Here is a 20538-nt window from a genome sequence, read left to right as displayed (position 1 = left end):
CCAAGCCATCATTGATTTTTTATCAAAGTTTTGTTAAATTAGGGTATTTATTGTTTTGACAAAATGTTTTATAAATGTCATTTGAATTTTTTTGTAACAACGCCCACAAATTACCTTGATAAATAAGTAAAAATATAGCGAGTTTTTATGTCTGCCATCAAGCTAAATAACATCACCGTCTATTGTGGTTCTAACTTTGGTGAGATTCCCGATTATTATCATCACGCCCAAATCCTAGGCGAACGCCTTGCCCATCATAATATCCGCCTTATCTATGGCGGGGGCAATGTCGGACTCATGGGAACGCTTGCCGACAGCACGTTGTCGCATGGCGGGGAAGTCATTGGCGTGATTCCTACCTTTTTAAAACAAAAAGAAGTCGCCCATCTGGGACTGACCGAACTCATCGAAACCCCCGACATGGTCACTCGCAAAACCAAGCTCATCGAACTGGCGGACGGCTTTATCGCCATGGCAGGCGGTTTGGGGACGTATGAAGAGCTGTTTGAAGTGCTGTCCATCACTCAGCTTAATCTCATCTGCAAACCCATCGGTTTATTAAATGTCGCTCATTTCTTTGATCCGCTACTTGACATGCTCGCCAAGACTGCTAAGAGCGGATTTATGCCCAAAGAGAATTTACAGCTTTTGTGCATCGCCGACAACAGCGAAGAGTTACTGCACAAAATGGCAAATTTTAAATTCATTGACGCTCCTAAATGGGTCAGACCAGCGTGGCTTGATGAGATTGTTTCTTGATGTTGTGTGATACTGGCTGAATGTGGGCTGTTGATTTAAAACTGTTATTTGCAATTAAAGACATATTCTAAATTTAAACGTGTAAGAACAAATCATATTTATCCAAAAATCAAGACGTTACATAGGGCAAATTGCAATTTGACCCTACAAAACCTGTCCAAAAGCATGTGCAATGATGTATGAACACAAAACCAGCATCCCCTACAAGCCCAATCCCAATCTATAAAGAAAAATTTTAAAGGGCATTCATCAACAATCGAATCATTAAAAACGGTTAAAAACGATTAAAAATTAGGGCGTGCCTGCCTTTTGTATTTGCAATGAAAAAGGAGGAAAATCGCACGTTTTTCAAGGAAAAACAAAGGCTATGAGTTTTCTATCAGACAAGTTTTTATTATGAAAAACATCCGACCACTTAATCTGATAAATCTTAAGATTTTAACTTAATTTTAAAAATTAAGTGGTCGGATAGCCATTTTTCATGCAAAAACGATTAGTTTTTTCTAAAATATTTCCAAATTGTAAATAGTGTTATAAAGGGTGGGCACGCCCTAACCAAATCTTATCTTTATTTTGCCCAATTTACCCCATTTTGTAAAAAATTTGCCCAAAATAGCAAAAAATACTTGCAAAATATTCGTACGTATGTACACTATGCACCTGATGATAACACAAATTTTTGCGTTAGCGATTTTAACAATAACGCCGATGATTGCCACTAGGCGATTTTGAAAAAATTTGTTACAATAAACTTTTACATTTTATAAGGTGACGGCATGGGCATTCTAAAAAACACCCAAAAACCAACTTCCCAATCCACAAAAACACAGACGGCAACGAATGCTACCATTGACATCGCTCAGATTCGTGAGTTGATTGAACTCATGGAAGAAAAAGATTTGGCAAACCTAGAACTGGGCAACGATGACAGCTATGTTCATCTGACCCGTAACGTGGCGGTGCAAACCGTTGCCGTCCCCCAAGCCGTCATTTCATCAAATAGCACCCCTGCTGTCGCCCCCACACCCAAAGCCCCAAGCGGTAAGGTTGAGACATCACCCATGGTTGGGGTATTTTACTCCGCCCCTAGTCCGAACGACCCACCTTTTGTCAAAGTCGGTCAAAAAGTAGAAGCAGGCGACCAGCTTGGTATCATCGAAGCCATGAAAATCATGAACCCCCTAGAAGCCACCCAAAGCGGTATCATTGAAGAGATTTTGGTGTCTAACGCTGACGTGGTGCAGTTTGGGCAACCTGTCATTCGCTACAAAGCCTAACGGGTGAGTTATGATTAAGAAGTTATTGATTGCCAACCGTGGCGAGATTGCCCTGCGTATCGTACGTGCGTGCAAACAGCTTGGCATACAGACGGTAGGCGTGTATTCATCGGCGGACAAGGATTTGATGCACCTGCGGTTTTGTGATGAAGCGGTCTGCATTGGCGATGCCCCATCCACCCAAAGCTATCTGTCCATCCCTGCCATCTTGACCGCTGCCGAGATAACGGGGGCGGATGCCATTCACCCTGGTTATGGCTTTTTGTCCGAGAATGCCGACTTTGCCGAGCAGGTCGAAGAAGCAGGGCTGACTTTTGTAGGCCCCCACCCTGACCACATCCGCCTGATGGGTAACAAGGTCTCTGCCATCAATGCCATGAAACAAGCAGGCGTACCCACTGTCCCTGGCTCAGTCGGTGCCATCACCCTACACAATGCCGAAGAGCAAGCTCGTGCCATCGGCTTTCCACTCATCGTCAAAGCGGCAGCTGGCGGGGGCGGTCGTGGCATGCGTGTGGTCGAGCGTTTTGAAGAGCTTATCAATCAAGTCCAAGCCGCCAAAACCGAAGCCAAAAACGCCTTTGGCGATGATACGGTCTATATGGAGCGGTTTTTGAAAAACCCACGCCACGTAGAAGTCCAAGTCCTAGGCGATGGCAATGGCAACGCCCTACATCTGTTTGACCGTGACTGCTCACTCCAACGTCGCCACCAAAAGGTGCTAGAAGAAGCCCCTGCCCCTGGCATTCCTGATGACATCAAACAGCCGATTTTAGATGCGTGCGTGCGTGCGTGCGAACAAATCGGCTATCGTGGGGCGGGGACGTTTGAGTTTTTGTATGAAAATGAGCAGTTTTTCTTTATCGAGATGAATACTCGTGTGCAAGTTGAGCACCCTGTGACCGAGATGATTACGGGTATTGATATCATTGTCGAACAACTTAAAATCGCCGCAGGTTATGGTCTGTCCTATCATCAAGATGAGATTACCATTCACGGTCATGCCATGGAATGCCGTATCAATGCCGAAGACCCCAAGACCTTTATGCCCTGCCCTGGTCGCATTGACAATCTATTCGCCCCAAGCGGTTCTGGCGTGCGTTTTGACAGTCATCTGTATCAAGGGTACAGCATTCCTAGCTACTATGACTCGATGATTGGTAAGCTCATCTGCCACGCCCAAACTCGCAAACAGGTCGTACAAAAAATGCTCCATGCCCTAGATGAACTCATCATCGAAGGCATTAAGACCAATACTGCCTTGCACCGTGATGTGATATTGCAAGATGAAACCTTTACCGAAGAAGCCCAAAACATTCATTATTTGGAAAATCATTTATTAAAGAGCAACTAACTCATCACTTTTTAACAAACCAATAAAGAACCTTGGCTCTCACCAAGGTTCTTTATTATTACGCCTGATTCTCTTCACTCTGCACATCTTTAATGCCTAACATATCAAGTAAGGCATCTGTGCCTGAGGAGCGAGTTAGGTTAGGATTAATAACCAACCCCAAATGCCGTTGTAATTCGATGTTTTCTTTCAAATCAATCTTTACCAAATCTTGATTAATGAGTGTCTCAGGTAGCACCGACCAGCCCAGTCCCACAGACACGAGCATACGGATGGATTCTAACGGATTGGTACTCATGGTGGCAAAGGGGCGTAGGTTGTGCTTATTAAACTCAGCCAAGGTAATCTGACTGGTAAAAGTATTCGCCGCAGGCAAAATCGAAGGATGACGTGCCAGTTGCAAGAGACTCACGGACGACTGCTGTGCCAATGGGCTTAGTACCCCCGTGACAAAATACAGTGGGTCAGACCACAGCGTATGATACGCCAGTCGTCTGTCAAAAGTCGGGGGTAAGGTCAAAAATGCCAATGCCACATCGCCTTCTAGCACCGCCTTGTGTGCCGTCTCGCTGTCCATGAACTGCACTTCTAACTGAACAGACGGATAGGTTTGGATAAACTGCTTTAAGACAGGGGGCAAGTGGTGCAGTCCGATATGATGACTGGTGCCGATGACCAGTCGCCCCGTCGCCACTTCCTTTGAGTAAAGCAGACTGGCTTTACAGCTTTCATAGTCTTCAAGCCATTTTTTAGCGTAGGGCAGTAGCTCATGAGCCGATGCCGTGGGGATAATGCCACGCCCGATGGTGTCAAACAGTGCCGTGCCAAACTCATCTTCTAAGCTCTTAATCCGCTTGGAAACGGCAGGCTGGGTAATAAACAGTTTCTCGGCAGCACCTGAGATACTGCCAGTTTGCATGACGGTGATGAACGTGGATAAATTGGTGGTATTCATGTCGCACTCCTGCGTAAATGATTATCGTATTATGACAAAGTTGTCAGTACAATATTATACCAAATTTTTGGGGATTGGTAATAACTTTATTTACTTTTGGTTATGTTTTTTAAAAAATAAATAAGACAAAATGATTAAAATATTAGTTTAAGCGGTTTTCTAATAAATGTCTCACATCTGTCTTACTCCCATTAAATTGTGATACAATATTAGGGCGTGCCTGCCTTTGGTATTTGCAATGAAAAATGAGAAAAATCGCACGTTTTTCAAGAAAAAGTCCGCAGTTAATATTAAATCTCTTTCCAAACTAAGAATAAACCCTTATAAACACTGGGTTTAAAGTTTTTAAAAATCTATAAAAATCGGGGTTTGAAAAGAAGTCTATTGAAATATCAACAAGAATTTTGATGATAAAAAACAATCCAACCACTTAATTTTAAAAAATTAAGTTAAAATCTTAAAAATTTATACGATTAAGTGGTCGGATAGCCATTTTCCATGCAAAAATTGATTTAAAACGTTAAGCTTTCACCTTATTTTATAAAAATGTTATCAATGGTAGACACGCCCTATGTTACCTACTATCTTTGATAATGTCATGACCGCCCACAATCCCACTTTTACCCAGAAATTCACCATTGCCATGATTGGCTTTTTTGCCTTTTTACAGGTCTATTCAGTGCAGGCGATTTTGCCGGTACTCATGCAGGACTTGCAGGCAAGCGAAGTGCAAGTGGGGCTAGCGGTCGGGGCAACAGTCATGGCAATTGCCCTGATGTCGCCCTTTATGGGCATGCTCTCGGACGCCTTTGGGCGACGGCGGTTCATCATCGGCTCGCTACTCATGCTCGCCATTCCTACTTTCATGGTCGGCATGGCAAGGTCGGTGGACGGGCTGACTTTTTGGCGGTTTTTGCAGGGGCTTGCCGTCCCTGGTATCACGGTGGTACTCATTGCCTACATTGGCGAAGAGTACAGTGATAACATCGCTGGCATGATGAGCCTGTATGTAGCAGGCACGGTATTGGGTGGATTTAGCGGACGGTTCTTTGCAGGACATTTGCACGAATGGATAGGCTGGCGGTGGGGCTATGGGGTCATGGCAGTACTGACCTTGGTGGGGGCGGTGTGGGTACTAAAAAGCCTGCCCAAATCACAACATTTTAAAAAAAGCCAAAACTTCCAAGACGCCCTACGCCTGCTCCTATCCCACACCAAAAACCGCCATTTCGTGAGTGCCTGCCTACTCGGTGGCTGTGTACTGTTTAGCCTGGTGGGCTGTTTTACCTTTATCAACTTACACCTAACCGATGCCCCTTATCGACTCTTGCCGTCTCATCTGGCGAACATCTTTGCTCTGTATCTCATCGGCATGGTCATCACCCCTTTGTCTGCCAAAATCATCGCTCGCTTTGGCATGACGGACACTATCATCTTTGCCGTTATCTGCTCCATCACAGGGCTATTTATCACGTTATCCACCCCCCTACCACTCATCATCATCGGCTTGACCATCATGTCATCAGGGGTGTTCATTACGCAGTCGGCGACCATCAGCTACATCACAAGCCATGTCAAAGAAGGACGTTCGCTGGCATCAGGACTATACTACATGGGCTACTATGGTGGGGGTAGTATCGGGGCGTGGATCTGTGCCATCGCCTACGCTCATGGTGGGTGGCTCTATGCTGTACTGACCATCTTTGGCGTGCAACTGCTGGCGTTAGGCGTGGTAATGGGTCTTATGAAAAAGGCGTGATGATAAAAGGTATTTTCAATGAACAGACCTTTTAAAATGACATATAAAAAATTACATTTAATCAAAAATTAACCTACAGCACCAGATGGATTGTTATTTACCCGATTTGCACATAAATCTACCCATTTTTACCGAATTTTTGCTACAATAGTACAACTTTTTATTTCCCTTTTATTTTTAGCATTTATGAATAACACTTACGACAGTCGCACGCAGGCGGATTTTTCTGGCGAACAAGCAGGATTTGAGCAAACAGGGTTCGCCTTTGAAAACGAAAATTTATTTGACAACATCGCCACCAGCATTCAAAATATCCTAACCAACATCAAACACAGCTACACTAACACCGCAAGCGATTTGGTTGATGAGATTTATGTAACAGGCAGTCAGGAGCAGATCAATGACGCCTTAAATCAATTTGTGGTGCAAAATGTCGGCATGGTGCTAGATTTACGCCTTGAACTTTTTGATGGCTTTTTAAGGCTCTACTGCACAGCAGATGTGCTAGACATGCACCTGTCGGTGGCTTGTAATTTTAAACTCACCGAAGCTCGTCTTGACCGTCATGTTCAGCGGTTCGCCTTTGAACAAATCTCTAACACCGACATCATCACCCTGCACAGCAAATCATGGTGGAAGACCCCTGCCATCAAGTTTGCCGTGCCTGCCTATCGCACCCTACTTAGAAAAGACCCCCTGCCCTTTTTGTTGTCGCTGTCGCCCAAACTCAAAGGCAAGCCCTTTATCGAGTATAAAGGTAACGTCATCTACTTAGAAATCGGACGTTGGCTCCCCGAGAACATCAAAAATTACCTAAAAAAAGCTCAGGTCAATCACGGCGTGGTCAAAAAAGAACAGCTTATCTTAAAAGTACAGCCCAACTTTGGTGATATATTGAGCTTTGGCGACCCAAATAATCCCATCATCACCGAAAAAGACAACCCTAATAAGGCGGGCGACAAAGAAGCCTAATGGAGCTTATCATTTTTATCGGCTTGCAAGGGGCGGGCAAATCCACGTTTTATAAAGAGCGGTTTATTGATACGCATATTCGGCTAAATGGCGATATGCTAAAAACTGCTCACCGTGAAAAACGGCTGTTTGGGGCGTGCCTAGACAGCAAAACCCCCACCGTGATAGACAAAACCAATCCGACCAGAGATGTCCGAGCGGATTATATCCGTTTGGCAAAGACTCATCATTTTAAAGTCATCGCCTATTATTTTGATGTGCCGTTTGATGTAGCACTTGCCAATAATAACAGACGACACGGCAAAGCCAAAATCCCTGAAGTAGGACTAAAATCAGTTGCCAAAGTGCTTAGCCGACCTGATTTTGATGAAGGTTTTGATAAGATTTTTGTGGTAAAAAATACTGGTGGCGACTTTGAAGTACAGGAGTATGTATGCGATTTAACGAATTAGACACAAGATTACGTCAATACGAAACCTTACATGACAGCTTTGTCTTGCCAGATGTTCATATGGTCGTGCGACTAGACGGACGGGGCTTTACCAAAAAGGCAGACGATGTTTGGCAGCTCAACCGTCCTTTTGATGACACCTTTCATCACGCCATGACCAAAACCACCGAACACCTGATGAATACTGGCTTTCGTGTAGTCTATGGCTACACCCAAAGCGATGAGATTTCTCTGCTGTTGCACATCGATGACGACAGTTTTAACCGCAAAACTCGCAAAATCATCTCACTATTGGCAGGCGAAGCAAGTGGGGTATTTAGTCTTATCATGAACGCCCCAGCAAGTTTTGACGCTCGCATTTGTGAATTGCCAACTCAAAAGCTCGTGCAGGATTATTTTAGCTGGCGACAAAAAGACGCTCAGAGAAACGGCTTAAACACGCATTGTTATTGGCTACTTAGAAAACAAGGACAATCACCAAAAGCAAGTGCCGATTTTTTATTATACAAATCAGTAGGCGAAAAGCATGAACTACTATTTCAAAACGGCATTAACTTTAATGACATACCAAATTGGCAAAAGCGTGGTGTGGGGATATATTGGCAAGACGTTCAAAAAGACGGCTTTAACCCCAAAACAGGCGAGCAGACAACCGCCTTACGCAGAACCTTGGCCATTGATGATAATCTGCCCATTTATGATGAGTATCGTGAAATGATTGGGGGTATGCTCGGTTAAATTTAACCTTTAAAATATGATGTTGTTCAATAAAAAATATCATCATCAAAATACACCAACTGGCGTAATACACACCAATTTATCATTTCACCTAAAAGGTGCGTGGTACGCACCTTACAAAAAACCACATCAAGGGCAAATGCAATTTGCCGTTATAAATCCGCCCAAAAAAACACCCAAGCGACAACTTGGGTGTTTGTTTTGTCAAAGCGATGATTACTTGATACGCATATCGCCCGTTTCAACAAAACGTTGGTGCCATGATAGGGCTTCTAGCAATAGGTGCGGGGTGTGTACACCACCTGATTTTTGGCTTGCCACGAATGCACGGTCATAATAATCACGGAGCATATCACGGTAATCAGGGTGCGAGCAGTTGTCAATGATAAGTTTGGCACGCTCTTTTGGCGACTTACCACGCAAATCCGCCATGCCTTGCTCAGTTACAATAAACATCACGTCATGCTCGGTGTGGTCGTGGTGGCTTACCATTGGCACGATTGCCGAGATTGCCCCGCCTTTTGCGGTAGACGGGCTGACATAAATGCTAAAAAAGCCGTTACGGGTAAAGTCACCAGAACCGCCAATACCGTTCATCATGCGAGTACCCATGACGTGCGTTGAGTTTACGTTGCCATAAATATCCGCTTCAATCATGGAGTTCATGCCAATCACACCCAAACGGCGAATGACTTCTGGGTTGTTGCTGATTTCCATAGGACGAAGGATAATTTTGTCTTTTAAAAACTCAATGTTTTCGTTAAAGCGAGCCAGAGCATCTGGGCTAAATGACAAGGCGGTGGCGGACGCTGTTTTCATCTTTTTGGCAAGAATCAAATCAAGCATACCGTCTTGCAATACCTCGGTATAACCTGTCAAATCGTCAAATGGAGCGTCTAATAGTCCTGCCATGACTGCGTTCGCTACGTTACCCACGCCTGATTGAAGTGGCAATAGGCTCTTAGGCAAGCGACCTGCTTTAACTTCATGGTCAAGAAAATCAATGACTTGGGCGGCGATACGCTTAGAGATGTCATCGGGTTCTGCAAACTTAGAGTTACGGTCACCTGCGTTGGTAAATACAATCGCTACGATTTTGTTGGGGTCAATCGCTAGCCCTGTGGTGCCGATACGGTCAAACGCCCCTACCACAGGAATCGGCTTGCGGTGCGGTGGCAAGCCTACATCGCCATAGATGTCATGCATACCTTCTAAGCCTGCACTTAGGGCAGCGTTAATCTCAACGATGACTTTGTTGGCATTTTTAACCGCTTCTACGCCATGACCGATACCCATCGCAAAAATCAGCTCGCCATTTTCGGTAATGGCGGTCGCCTCAACGATAGCCACATCAAATTTACCATAAAAGCCTTGACGCATTTGCTGTTCAACGTGCGATAGGTGCATGTCTTGATAAGCAATCTCGCCTGCGTTAATGCCGTTACGCAGGGTTGGGTCAGACTGAAATGGTGAGCGAAAATGCAAGGCTTTGGCTTCGGCAAGCACGCCATCACACTCAGGGGCGGTGGACGCACCTGTTACCATACCTACGCTAAATTTTTCGCCTTTGGCGTGAGCGTCTTTGGCTTTGTTGGCGATGGCGGTTGGCATTGCTTTAGGATAACCTGCCCCTGTAAAGCCTGTAACAGCAAGCATCATGCCATTTTGGATAAATTGGGCAGCTTCATCAGCACTCATTACCTTTTCACGCAAAGTAGCGTGGCGAACACGGTCAATTGACATAATCATTCCTTATTGAAGTCATGGAAATTAAAAATACCCTTTTAAACAGGTGCTAAGATTTTAACACCTGTTAGGGATAAAATAAATAGTTTGTTACAATATTTAGCAGGATTTTTTGATAGGCAAAATCAATCATTACCATTTATCATAATTGATTTTAAAAATCACAATCCCGCCTTTAAACTTGCCACAATAAACTTATCCAAATCACCATTTAACACCGCTTGTGTGTTGGACGTCTCAACGCCCGTACGTAAATCCTTAATGCGTGAATCATCAAGCACATAGGAGCGGATTTGCGACCCCCAACCGATGTCAGATTTGCTGTCTTCTAAGGCTTGCTGTTTTTCCATGCGTTTTTGCATTTCAAGCTCGTAGAGTTTGGCACGAAGCATTTTCATGGCGGTATCTTTGTTGGCGTGCTGTGAACGCTCGTTTTGACACGCCACGACCACGCCTGTGGGCCCGTGCGTGATACGCACGGCAGAGTCGGTGGTATTGACGTGCTGACCGCCTGCCCCACTTGAACGATAGGTATCGATACGTAGGTCGGCAGGATTGATGTCAATCTGCACGTTGTCGTCAATCTCGGGGGAGACGAACACTGCCGAAAATGACGTATGACGACCGTTGTTGCTGTCAAAGGGAGATTTACGCACCAAACGATGAACGCCAATCTCGGTGCGAAGCCAACCAAAAGCATAATCACCCTTGACCGCAATGGTTGCCGACTTAATGCCTGCCACACCGCCTTCGGAGACTTCTAAAACTTCCGCCTTAAAGCCATGCGACTCGCACCAACGCAGATACATACGCAAGAGCATCTCCGACCAGTCTTGGGCTTCTGTCCCGCCAGAGCCTGCCTGTATGTCTAGGTAGCAGTTGTTAGCGTCCATCTCGCCGCTAAACATACGTTTAAATTCTAGGTCTTCCACGCTTTTTAGGGCATCATCAAGCTCGGCTTGCACGTCTGCCAGTAGGCTCTCATCGTCTGCTTCTACGGCAAGCTCTAACATGGCGGCAGCGTCATCTAGCTTGACGGTCAAGCCGTCCACCACGCCCACGATACCATCTAGGACGGATTTTTCTTTGCTGATTTTGGTGGCAAGCTCAGGGTCGTTCCAGATGTCGGGGTTTTCTAGTTCTAGATTAACTTCTTCTAGGCGTTCTTTTTTGCTTTCGACGTCAAAGATACCCCCAAAGCTCTTTGCCACGAGCGTGTAGGTCTTTGATTTGTTCTTGGTATGGGGCGATTTCCATGATGATTACCTTAAAAAATAAAAAGCGTATTATAACAAATTTTCTCTACAAATGCGAAAAAACAAGCACAACTAAAACACATGATTTGCTTTATTGTAACTTTTTGTTTATAATACACTATTTTCAACTGATTTTTGTAAATCATTGAAAATTATATCTTTAAAAAATTAACAATCAATTAAGCTCTTTTAGGGCATATTATTTTAAATAAGGAGTTTACATGGAACTCACCGAAATCACGCTAAACGGCTACTATACGCTGATTTTGGCGACCATTGTCCTACTGGTGGGGCAATTTTTGGTTAAAAAGATTAAATTTTTAGAAGATTTTAACATCCCTGAGCCTGTGGCAGGTGGCTTACTTGCAGCTGCCATCATTTATTTTTTAAATTTCCAATATGGCTACGTTTTTAACATCCAAAAGGAACTCCAAACCGCCTGTATGCTCATGTTTTTCTCATCCATCGGCTTGTCGGCAGATTTTCGCCGTCTAAAAGCAGGTGGGTTACCACTGATTATCTTGACAGTACTGGTTGGCTTTTTCCTACTTATACAAAATGGGGTGGGTGTGGCACTGGCATCCATGCTCGGACTTGACCCTATCATGGGTCTGGTGGCAGGTTCTATCAGTTTGATTGGTGGTCATGGCACGGCGGGTGCGTGGGGGGCAACCCTTGAAAACGACTATGGCGTAACAGGGGCGATTACCATGGGTATTGCGGCAGCGACTTATGGCTTGGTGGCAGGCGGTCTTATCGGCGGCCCTGTGGCAAAACGTCTTATCAAAAATATGGGCATACAAACTGTTAATACCGCACCAAACAACGCCAATCTTGAAAAAACAGACGGTAGTAATGATGCCAACAACACCGTGTTTGAAAAGTCTGACAGTGTCCGCCTGATTACTGCTGTGTCTGCAGTGGAGACTTTGGCTTTGTTTGCTGTGTGTTTGGTGGCTGCCGACTATATGAGCGGTGTCGCCAAAGACATCGAGTGGTTAGCTCAGCTTAAAGTTCCGACCTTTGTATGGGCATTGGCTACAGGCGTGATTTTGCGTAACGTTTTGACCAGTCTTTTTAATTTTGATATGTTTGACCGTGCCATTGATGTGTTTGGTAATGCGTCTTTGAGCCTATTTTTGGCAATGGCACTCATGTCATTAAAGCTGTGGGAACTTGCCGACTTAGCAGGTCCTTTGGTTATCATCCTAGTTGTACAGACTATTGTGATGATTTTGTTTGCCTATTTTGTGACGTTTAGAGTCATGGGCAAAAACTACGATTCGGCAGTACTGGCGGCAGGTCATTGTGGTTTTGGTATGGGTGCAACCCCCACCGCCGTGGCAAACATGCAAGCCATTACCGACCGTTATGGTGTGTCCCACAAAGCATTTTTGATTATTCCGATGGTAGGGGCGTTCTTTGTGGACTTGATGAACCTAGTGGTGCTACAAGGCTTCTTGATGTTGCCATTTATGAAATAATCGGCATAAATAAAAAGGCGTATCGTTGGGTACGCCTTTTTTGTTGGTAAATCTCTCATCAAATCCGCCAATCCACCACCTCCCACCCCCACTCTGTTGCATGAGCGGTTAAAACTTCGTCAGGGCAAACACACACCGCCTTATCAGCAAAACTCAAAAGCGGTAAATCTTTTTTGAATCTAAATAAGCGATGATTTTGTCAAAATAAACACCGTTGTTATTGGCGTATTTTATCTAGGGCATGCCTGTCATTGATGACATTTTTATAAAATAAGATGGAAATTTAACGTTTTAAATCAATTTTTGCATGAAAAATGGCTGTCCAACCACTTAATCAGGCAAATTTTAAGATTTTAACTTAATTTTTTAAAATTAAGCGGTGGGATTGTGGCTCGAAGTCAAAAACTTGTCTGATAGTCTGATAGAATGACCATCAGACTTCACTTTTTCCTTGAAAAACGTGCGATTTTTCGTGATTTTCATTGCAAATACCAAAGGTAAGCACGCCCTAATAATTTTGAAGTTTTAGACCGTATTTACAATCATCTAAGACAATATACCCACAAAAAAGAGCGATAAACACGCCCTTCTTTATGTTTTTAATAGACCTCTTGCGAAATTACAATTTTATTGAGCTTGTCAAAATTCCAGATCCAATAAAATCAGGGTTTGCAAGCCAAAATTTTGAATTTCTCAAGAATTCTAATCATCAACCAAATATCGCCGACAATGCCAAAAACGCCATGGCACTAATCGTCCCTGCTGCAGGAAGTGTGATGACCCACGCAAGCCCGATGGGTTTCATGAGTTTCCAGTTGGTGCTTTTGTTCACAAGTCCAATACCCAGCACCGCCCCAACAAGGATATGCGTACTAGACACAGGAATGCCAAGGCTTGACGCTCCCATGACGACCGCCGCCGCCGCAAGCTCGGCAGAAAAGCCCGATGCTGGGTGCATTTCGGTCAAATTCGTACCGACGGTCTGAATAACTTCTTTACCAATAAACCAAAGCCCCACGATAAGCGACACACCAAAGGTAACAAGTACAGGGGCAGGCACGGTCGCTTTGGTAGCAATGGCGTTTTCACGGATAACGTCCATAATCGCCACAAAAGGCCCGACAGCGTTGGCGATGTCGTTCGAGCCATGGCTAAACGCAAACGCACAAGCGGTAAACACCTGCATCCAGCTAAACATGATAAAGGTCGCCTTACCCAAATCCTCTTTGTGCTTGCCACGAATGGTCTTGGTATAGATAAAGGCGGTGAGCCACACCATCGCCCCAATCATGCCCATGACAAGGGCAGAATGCAAGGTGGATAGGTTTAGCCCTGTGTTTTTTAAACCCTTAAACACCACCATCGCTGTCATCACGACCGCACCCAAAGCAGCGATAAGTGGTACCCATGTTTTTAGGGCTTTTAGGGTATCAAGATTGTCTCTTTTGTTTTCTAGGGCGTATAATTCTTTGTAATAGCCCGTTTCAAGCTCATCGAGACTGTCCGTCTCTTTATAGACTTCTTGGTCTCGCAACAGGGCGGTTGTATAAGGCAATTTCTCAGAATCGCTTAATTTTTCAAAATGCTCTTTTTGGCGGGCTTTTAGGGCTTTTTTCTCTGATTTTAGGGCTTTGACCTCAAGCTCCATTTTGTCATTATATGCCAAAATGTTCTTTTTGATAAGCCCATAAATCACATAAGACAACGCCCCACCAAGTACAGGCGACAGCACCCACGATAGGGCAATCTCACCAATCTTTGACCATTTGACAGTAGATAAGGCAAGCTCAGACCCACCCAAATTCACACCAAGTACAATGCTTGACCCCACGATACCACCAATGATGGCGTGCGTGGTTGAGACAGGCAAGCCTCTTTTGGTGGCAAACAGTAGCCAAAATGCTGCTGCGATGAGTGCCGAGAGCATGAGATAAATAAACTGGTTAGGCGACACCCCCAAATCCGAGATATCCACAATGCCACTACGGATTGTATCGGTAACGGCAGCTCCAGCAAGCACCGCCCCCGACACCTCAAAAATTGCCGCAACCGCCAAGGCTTGGGTAACGGTAAGCGTCCCTGCTCCGACTGACGTACCAAAGGAGTTAGCAACATCGTTACCACCGATGTTAAACGCCATAAAAATCCCAAAAAATGATGCCACCAAGAACAGCACGACTTGCTGATGATTGGTATAATCAAGTCCCCACATCACAAAATAAATGCTCATGCCCGCAAGAAGCAACGCAAAAAAAACATTAGCAGCAAAAGGAGTATTCTGCTTTGTTGAAGTTACCATAAAATCCGCCAAGGGTTGGTTAAATTAAAAGAATATCACAATAAAAAAGCCCCACCCATTTAACTCCTTAAATGGGCAACGCCACTACTATTTAATCCAAATCGTCATGGATAGGGCGTGCCTGCCTTTTGTATTTGCCATGAAAAATGAGAAGAATCGCCCGTTTTTCAAGGAAAAAAGTGAAGTTTGATGGTCGTTCTATCAAACAAGCTTTTATTATAAAAAAATCCGACCACTTGATTTTAAAAATTAAGTTAAAATCTTAAAAATTTACACAGTTATACACAGTTAAGTGGTTCGATAGCCATTTTCATGCAAAAACAAGTAGTTTATTTCTACAATATTTTTAAATTTTAAATTGTGTTATAAAGGACAGGCACGCCCTAACATGAGTTTATCCAAAAATTGTTGCATTATAAAAGTCAAATATGACAGTTATATGACAATTTTAACACATTTCATAAGTTTTGGAAAAATGTATCAAAATGTTATGATTGTTTGCTTCTTAACAGCATTAACGTGCCTGACAACAAAACATCTCGCCTGCCCCCATCAGAAGTTCTAGCACACTTTTCAATGCGTTTGACATAGCTAATATCATTCATCAAAGACGATGCTTGTTCTTCATTAAGTACATCATCTTGCAAGCGGTTAAACGCTTGTCCATACAGTTTGTCAAGGTTGTCGGCATGACAAGCAAGCTCATCGATATGAGCCATCCACTCATGCAAGATGGTGTAGGTAGTTTTCGCGTTTCATGATAGATGCGGCATGATTGATGTGTGGCATGAACAAAAACCACGACAATCCTATTTTACAGTTTTGTCACTATTTTGCCATAAATCAATGATGGTAGTATTGATTTGATTTTGCAAATGGTTTTTAGGCGTGCTGATGTCAAAAACTCTCTTCTACCTCGCCATAGACCACCTCTTCTTCCACGACATCATGAGCCACCTCGCCATAGACCACCTCGCCATCGTCAATGACTTCATCAGCTGTCCCGCTTGGTTCATTATGATAATACTCTTCACTCAGACAAGACGTGCTTTGTTTGGGGGCATGTTCTGCCAATACTGGCACATACATGGCATGCTCGCAGGCTTCATCGGAGAGCAGTCCTGTCTCGCCATCGAGCCACAGCCACGCCACTTTATCACTCTCATCAAGACGCACAGGGGCTAAGTTAAGCCGTCTCATATAATCCGTCCAAATCGGCAACGCTCCCGACCCCCCTGTCAGTCCAATGGGCTTATTATCATCACGTCCAACCCACACCACCGAGACGTAGTTGCCACTAAACCCTGCAAACCACGCATCACGAGCGTCATTGGTCGTGCCTGTTTTACCAGCGAGTTTATAAGTACTGCCAATGTTGCCCATGCCTTTGGCGGTGCCATCTTTGACCACTTGTTGCAGACCGAAGTTTGTCACCGTCATGACCTCAGGCGGTATGCGTGCCGTCAATTTGATATTGTCATCTGTTCGCTGAATCACTTTGCCTGTCTCGCTGATGACCTGACGAATGCTATGAATGGGGGTGTGATAGCCACCACTGGCAAAGACCTGATATACACCGAGCATGTCCATGGGCGACAAATCAACCGCCCCGAGCATGACCGATGGGTAGTGAGGGACTTCACTCGCCACTCCCAACTGACGTAGCTGTTTGGCAAACACATCTACCCCAAAATCCATGCCAATATTGACCGCTGACTGGTTATAAGAATTGGCAAGGGCGGTGAGCATAGGGACATCGCCATAGCTTCTACCAGCATAGTTTTTGGGTGTCCATGATTTGCCACCAGCAGGATAGGCGATGGGTTCATCTTTGACAGGGGTTGCCCAGTGGTATTTACCCGACTGGATGGCGGTCATGTAGATGACAGGCTTTAACAGCGAGCCGACCTGTCGTTTTGAATCAATGGCACGGTTAAACCCCGTAAAGTCACTGGCACTGCCCACGATGGCAACGAGCTCACCCGTGGCAGGGTCAGCACTGACCAATGCCCCTTGTAGCTTCTTGTTTTTATTGCCTTTTTTATTTAAATGTTCACTAATGGCTTTATCTGCCGACATTTGGGCAATCGGGTCTAGCGTGGAGATGATTTTTAGCCCTGCCCCACGCAAATCGCTGTCTTTATAATACTGTCTTAGCTCACGGCTGACCGCATCAAAAAAATCAGGGAATTTGGGCTTGGCGATGGCAGGGGTTTTAACCACGCCCAGTGGTCGCTCGGTTGCTTCGTTATACTCATCTTGGCTGATTTTACCCATGATTAGCATGTTATGTAGCACGGTATTACGGCGTTCGGTCGCCCGCTCGGGGTGCTTTCTGGGATTATAATAGCTTGACCCTTTGGCAACCCCAACCAGCAAGGCATACTGGTCAAGACTTAGCTCTGATATAGGCTTGTCAAAATAAAAATGCGATGCAATGCCAAAGCCATTGACCGAACGATTGCCATTTTGCCCCAGATTAATCTCATTTAAATACGCCAGCAAAATCGCATCTTTGCTATAATGACGCTCTAACAGCAGAGCCATCAAGGCTTCATTTGCCTTGCGTTTTAGGGTGCGTTCGGAGTTTAGGTAGAAGTTTTTGATGAGCTGTTGGGTAATGGTTGAACCGCCTTGACGTTCGCCCCCTGTGATGTTGGAGAGCAACGCTCGGCTCGTGCCACGCAGTGAAATGCCATAATGCTCATAAAAACCACGGTCTTCGGTCGCAATGAGTGCATCCACCAACTGCCTCGGCATGGTATCTTTGGTCAGCAAAATGCGGTCTTCGTTATTCTCAGGATAGATACCGCCAATGTTAATCGGCTCTAAACGCACCACCCCATCTGTATTAGGATTGGTGCTTTGGATTTTGGCAACCTTGCCAGCGTTAAAGGTGATTTTTAGCACCTGTGCTGGGTCTATCTCGCCATCGCCATAATCAAACCCCCGTGTATGCACCGTGTAGGTATTGCCCGATTTCTCATAACGCCCCGTCTGATTGACATCGCCTTGGCTATATCCTAACATGTCAAGCCACGCCTTAAAATTGGCATCAGAGACCACCACGCCCCGCTCCAAATCTAGGGGGCGAGAATAGACCGTGGCAGGAATGTCCCAACGGCGATTTTCAAATTTACTGACAATCTCGCTGTTTAATTTATAGGCATACATCGCCAAAAACACAAGTCCTGCGATGATGATAACCAACAGCAAAAACCCAACAAGCATCAGCCCCTGTTCTGATTTTGGTGAGCGGTTGGGGATTTTTTTATGATTTAGCATGATAATCATTGTTAAAATGTGAAAAGTGTCATATCATAACGTTAAAATCAGGCATTTGGCAAGTGAAAAAACCATGGAAAACCGCCCAAATGTTACAGATGGCTGACAGGATATGATTAGAGCCTACCAAGCATTGATAACATTTTTATAAAAAGAAAACAAAATTTTACCCCATTCTCAACCTTGTATGAGTGATTGATTTATCAAGGGCAAATTGCAATTCGCCCCTACAACCCGAAAATAATCATTGAAAAATCAATAAGTTAATATTTTAAGTTGAGATTGAAGTAAATTTTAAAAATTTTAATCTATTTTTGCATGAAAGATGGCTAAATTCTAACCATCCAATTTTTCCACCATAAAATCAATAAACGCCCGTACTCTGGCACTCAAAAACGCCCTATCCACATACACCGCATAGAGCGTGACCGACAACAGCTCATAATCAGCAAGCAGTCGCACCAGTCGCCCATCTGCCAAATCATGCTCAACAAGCCAGCTTGGGGCATAGCCAATACCTGCCCCTGCCCGTACCAGCTCACTAATCATGGGTGTGTCATTACTGTACATGGACGGCTTGAGGTTTAGTACAAATTCCGCTTGCGTGGCGTGATGATAAATGGACACGCTGTCCATTTTGACATACGTTGGCAATATCACCCGATGACAAGCAGGGTCGTTTAGTTCATCGGGCGTGGTCGGCGTGCCATGGCGTGACAGATAATCAGGGCTTGCCACCAGATAAAAATCCATGCGTGTCAAAGGGCGAGCTATCAAAGACAGCTTGGGGTCATGAGTGATTCGCAGTGCCAAATCAAAACCATCCGCCACCAAATCCACGAACTGATTAGACAGCGAGACATTTAAAGTCACGTCAGGATAACGTGCCTGAAATTCACTCAAATAGCCTGCCATCTTGGGATTGGCAAACCATCTGGGCATGGTGATTTTTAACATGCCACGCACGCCATCGGTTGCCCCTTGGGCGGTCTCTTTAGCACTGTCTAACAGTTCCAAGGCATACAGCGACTCACGATAATACTGCTCGCCTGCATCAGTCAGATGAATGTTGCGACTGTTTCTGTGTAACAGCTTGGTGCCAAGCGTGCGTTCTAAATGAGCGACGTGCTTACTGGTCATCGCCACCGACATATCTAAGCTGTCGGCAGATTTGGTAAAACTGCCTGTCAAAACCACTTGATGAAAAACTTTGATACTGGTAAGTGTGTCCATGTTGGGGTTCTTTGTTATTGATTGCTTGATATTTTGCCATAGGTTTTGTGGGGGGGGTATGTTGAGTACACCCTTTGATGACATTACCATGCAAGGCGTGCTCAGCACGCCCCTACATCCAAACATCATTGTGTTTGTAGTAATTTTAAAGTTTATTGTGTGTGCTTAACAAAACCATTTTACCATTATAAACCTTTTCTTAATAAGAAACAAACCTTTAACAAAATGGCTATTGTTTTCTTATTATTTTAATTTATAATAAATCCCATTCTATTCATTATTAACATAAGGAATACCCATGTCTGTTCAAACCCTACAAGCCACTGCCGAACTTCGTCGTTCTATCTATGCCCTAGACAAGAATAGCCCCCTAACCAGCATACAAATCGACCAAATCGTCGAACACGCCCTACTACATACACCATCATCCTTTAACTCACAGTCCACTCGCCTTGTGGTGCTACACGGGTCTGAACACGAAAAACTGTGGGACGCCACCACCGAAATTTTGCGTGCTATCGTACCTGCCGAGAATTTTGCCCCCACCCAAGACAAATTAAACGCCTTTAAAGCAGGGGCAGGCACGGTGCTGTTTTTTGAAGATACCGACGTGGTCAAAGGCTTGCAAGAGCAGTTCCCTGCTTATGCCGACAACTTCCCCATCTGGGCAGGTCACGCTAATGCCATGGTACAGTATGCCATCTGGACAACCCTAGCTTCCGCCAATGTCGGTGCCAACTTACAGCACTACAACCCACTCATTAATGACTTCGTGGCAAGCGAATGGGACGTGCCTAGCAACTGGCAACTGGTCGCCCAAATGGTCTTTGGCGGTATCACTGCCCCTGCTGGCGAGAAAACGTTTGCCCCTGTGGCAGAACGCCTAAAAGTCTTTGGTTAATCATCAGCCATAAAACAGACAGGTTGGCATAAAAACAGAGATAAAACCAAGATAAAAAATCTTGGTTTT

16 protein-coding genes are annotated in these 20538 nt (G+C 44.7%); 9 read left to right on the top strand and 7 right to left on the bottom strand.

Going from position 1 to position 20538, the window contains the following annotated elements:
* The first annotated feature begins 147 nt into the window (after positions 1-147).
* From LP107_RS05260 to accC, 3 genes are all read left to right on the top strand, one after another.
* Positions 148-759 (top strand): LOG family protein, encoded by a 612-nt coding sequence (locus LP107_RS05260; RefSeq protein ID WP_078273044.1) that lies wholly within the window; start codon positions 148-150, stop codon positions 757-759.
* An 848-nt stretch (positions 760-1607) separates the two neighbouring features.
* Positions 1608-2036, top strand: a complete 429-nt coding sequence (gene accB / locus LP107_RS05255; protein ID WP_078273154.1) for an acetyl-CoA carboxylase biotin carboxyl carrier protein — start codon at positions 1608-1610, stop codon at positions 2034-2036.
* 10 nt (positions 2037-2046) lie between these two features.
* Positions 2047-3390 (top strand): acetyl-CoA carboxylase biotin carboxylase subunit, encoded by a 1344-nt coding sequence (gene accC, locus LP107_RS05250; RefSeq protein ID WP_078273045.1) that lies wholly within the window; start codon positions 2047-2049, stop codon positions 3388-3390.
* A 58-nt stretch (positions 3391-3448) separates the two neighbouring features.
* Here accC and LP107_RS05245 read toward each other — a convergent pair whose 3' ends face one another.
* Positions 3449-4345, bottom strand: a complete 897-nt coding sequence (locus LP107_RS05245) for a LysR family transcriptional regulator (RefSeq protein WP_078273046.1) — start codon at positions 4343-4345, stop codon at positions 3449-3451.
* A gap of 598 nt (positions 4346-4943) precedes the next feature.
* Between LP107_RS05245 and LP107_RS05240 the strand changes: the two genes are divergently transcribed.
* The 4 genes from LP107_RS05240 to LP107_RS05225 all read left to right on the top strand — a co-directional run bounded on the left by LP107_RS05240 (position 4944) and on the right by LP107_RS05225 (position 8265).
* Positions 4944-6104 carry an MFS transporter gene (locus LP107_RS05240; RefSeq protein WP_264676336.1) on the top strand — a complete coding sequence of 387 codons (1161 nt, stop codon included), beginning with the start codon at positions 4944-4946 and terminating at the stop codon, positions 6102-6104.
* 186 nt (positions 6105-6290) lie between these two features.
* The gene (locus tag LP107_RS05235; protein ID WP_078273047.1) at positions 6291-7076 is read left to right on the top strand and encodes a hypothetical protein; all 786 of its coding nucleotides are present in this window, start codon (positions 6291-6293) and stop codon (positions 7074-7076) included.
* Complete coding sequence (locus LP107_RS05230; RefSeq protein WP_078273048.1) at positions 7076-7528, top strand: ATP-binding protein; 453 nt, start codon at positions 7076-7078, stop codon at positions 7526-7528. The genes LP107_RS05235 and LP107_RS05230 overlap by 1 nt, the downstream gene beginning before the upstream one ends.
* Positions 7510-8265 carry a tRNA(His) guanylyltransferase Thg1 family protein gene (locus LP107_RS05225; protein WP_078273049.1) on the top strand — a complete coding sequence of 252 codons (756 nt, stop codon included), beginning with the start codon at positions 7510-7512 and terminating at the stop codon, positions 8263-8265. Before LP107_RS05230 ends, LP107_RS05225 begins: the two co-directional genes overlap by 19 nt.
* A 216-nt stretch (positions 8266-8481) precedes the next feature.
* On the opposite strand, the gene LP107_RS05220 is transcribed toward LP107_RS05225, so the two are convergent.
* Together LP107_RS05220 and prfB are read right to left on the bottom strand one after the other, a co-directional pair.
* Positions 8482-10008 carry an acetyl-CoA hydrolase/transferase family protein gene (locus LP107_RS05220; RefSeq protein WP_078273050.1) on the bottom strand — a complete coding sequence of 509 codons (1527 nt, stop codon included), beginning with the start codon at positions 10006-10008 and terminating at the stop codon, positions 8482-8484.
* Between the two features lie 164 nt (positions 10009-10172).
* Positions 10173-11268 (bottom strand): peptide chain release factor 2 gene (gene prfB, locus LP107_RS05215; protein WP_112742417.1). Its coding sequence is split into 2 segments (ribosomal slippage): positions 10173-11195 and positions 11197-11268, totalling 1095 coding nucleotides; the frame shifts between segments, so codons are not numbered across the junction.
* Between the two features lie 220 nt (positions 11269-11488).
* On the opposite strand from prfB, the gene gltS reads away from it, so the two are divergent.
* Positions 11489-12751 (top strand): sodium/glutamate symporter, encoded by a 1263-nt coding sequence (gene gltS, locus LP107_RS05210; protein ID WP_078273051.1) that lies wholly within the window; start codon positions 11489-11491, stop codon positions 12749-12751.
* 709 nt (positions 12752-13460) lie between these two features.
* Here gltS and LP107_RS05205 read toward each other — a convergent pair.
* The 4 genes from LP107_RS05205 to LP107_RS05190 form a co-directional block, all read right to left on the bottom strand.
* Positions 13461-15050 (bottom strand): inorganic phosphate transporter, encoded by a 1590-nt coding sequence (locus LP107_RS05205; RefSeq protein ID WP_078273052.1) that lies wholly within the window; start codon positions 15048-15050, stop codon positions 13461-13463.
* Positions 15051-15538: 488 nt separating this feature from the next.
* Positions 15539-15769: a hypothetical protein gene (locus LP107_RS05200; protein WP_078273053.1), complete on the bottom strand. Its 231-nt coding sequence runs from the start codon at positions 15767-15769 to the stop codon at positions 15539-15541.
* Positions 15770-15947: 178 nt separating this feature from the next.
* On the bottom strand, positions 15948-18335 hold the full coding sequence (gene mrcB / locus LP107_RS05195; protein WP_228157692.1) for a penicillin-binding protein 1B: 2388 nt from the start codon (positions 18333-18335) through the stop codon (positions 15948-15950).
* A 336-nt stretch (positions 18336-18671) separates the two neighbouring features.
* On the bottom strand, positions 18672-19568 hold the full coding sequence (locus LP107_RS05190; protein WP_078273055.1) for a LysR family transcriptional regulator: 897 nt from the start codon (positions 19566-19568) through the stop codon (positions 18672-18674).
* A 298-nt stretch (positions 19569-19866) separates the two neighbouring features.
* Here LP107_RS05190 and LP107_RS05185 point away from each other — a divergent pair, with 298 nt between their 5' ends.
* On the top strand, positions 19867-20469 hold the full coding sequence (locus LP107_RS05185) for a nitroreductase family protein (RefSeq protein WP_112742418.1): 603 nt from the start codon (positions 19867-19869) through the stop codon (positions 20467-20469).
* Positions 20470-20538: the final 69 nt, after the last annotated feature.

This window comes from Moraxella bovis, assembly GCF_025985205.1.
In the GTDB taxonomy this organism is placed as follows: Bacteria; Pseudomonadota; Gammaproteobacteria; order Pseudomonadales; family Moraxellaceae; genus Moraxella; species Moraxella bovis.
This window is presented reverse-complemented; position numbering and strand designations above follow the sequence as displayed.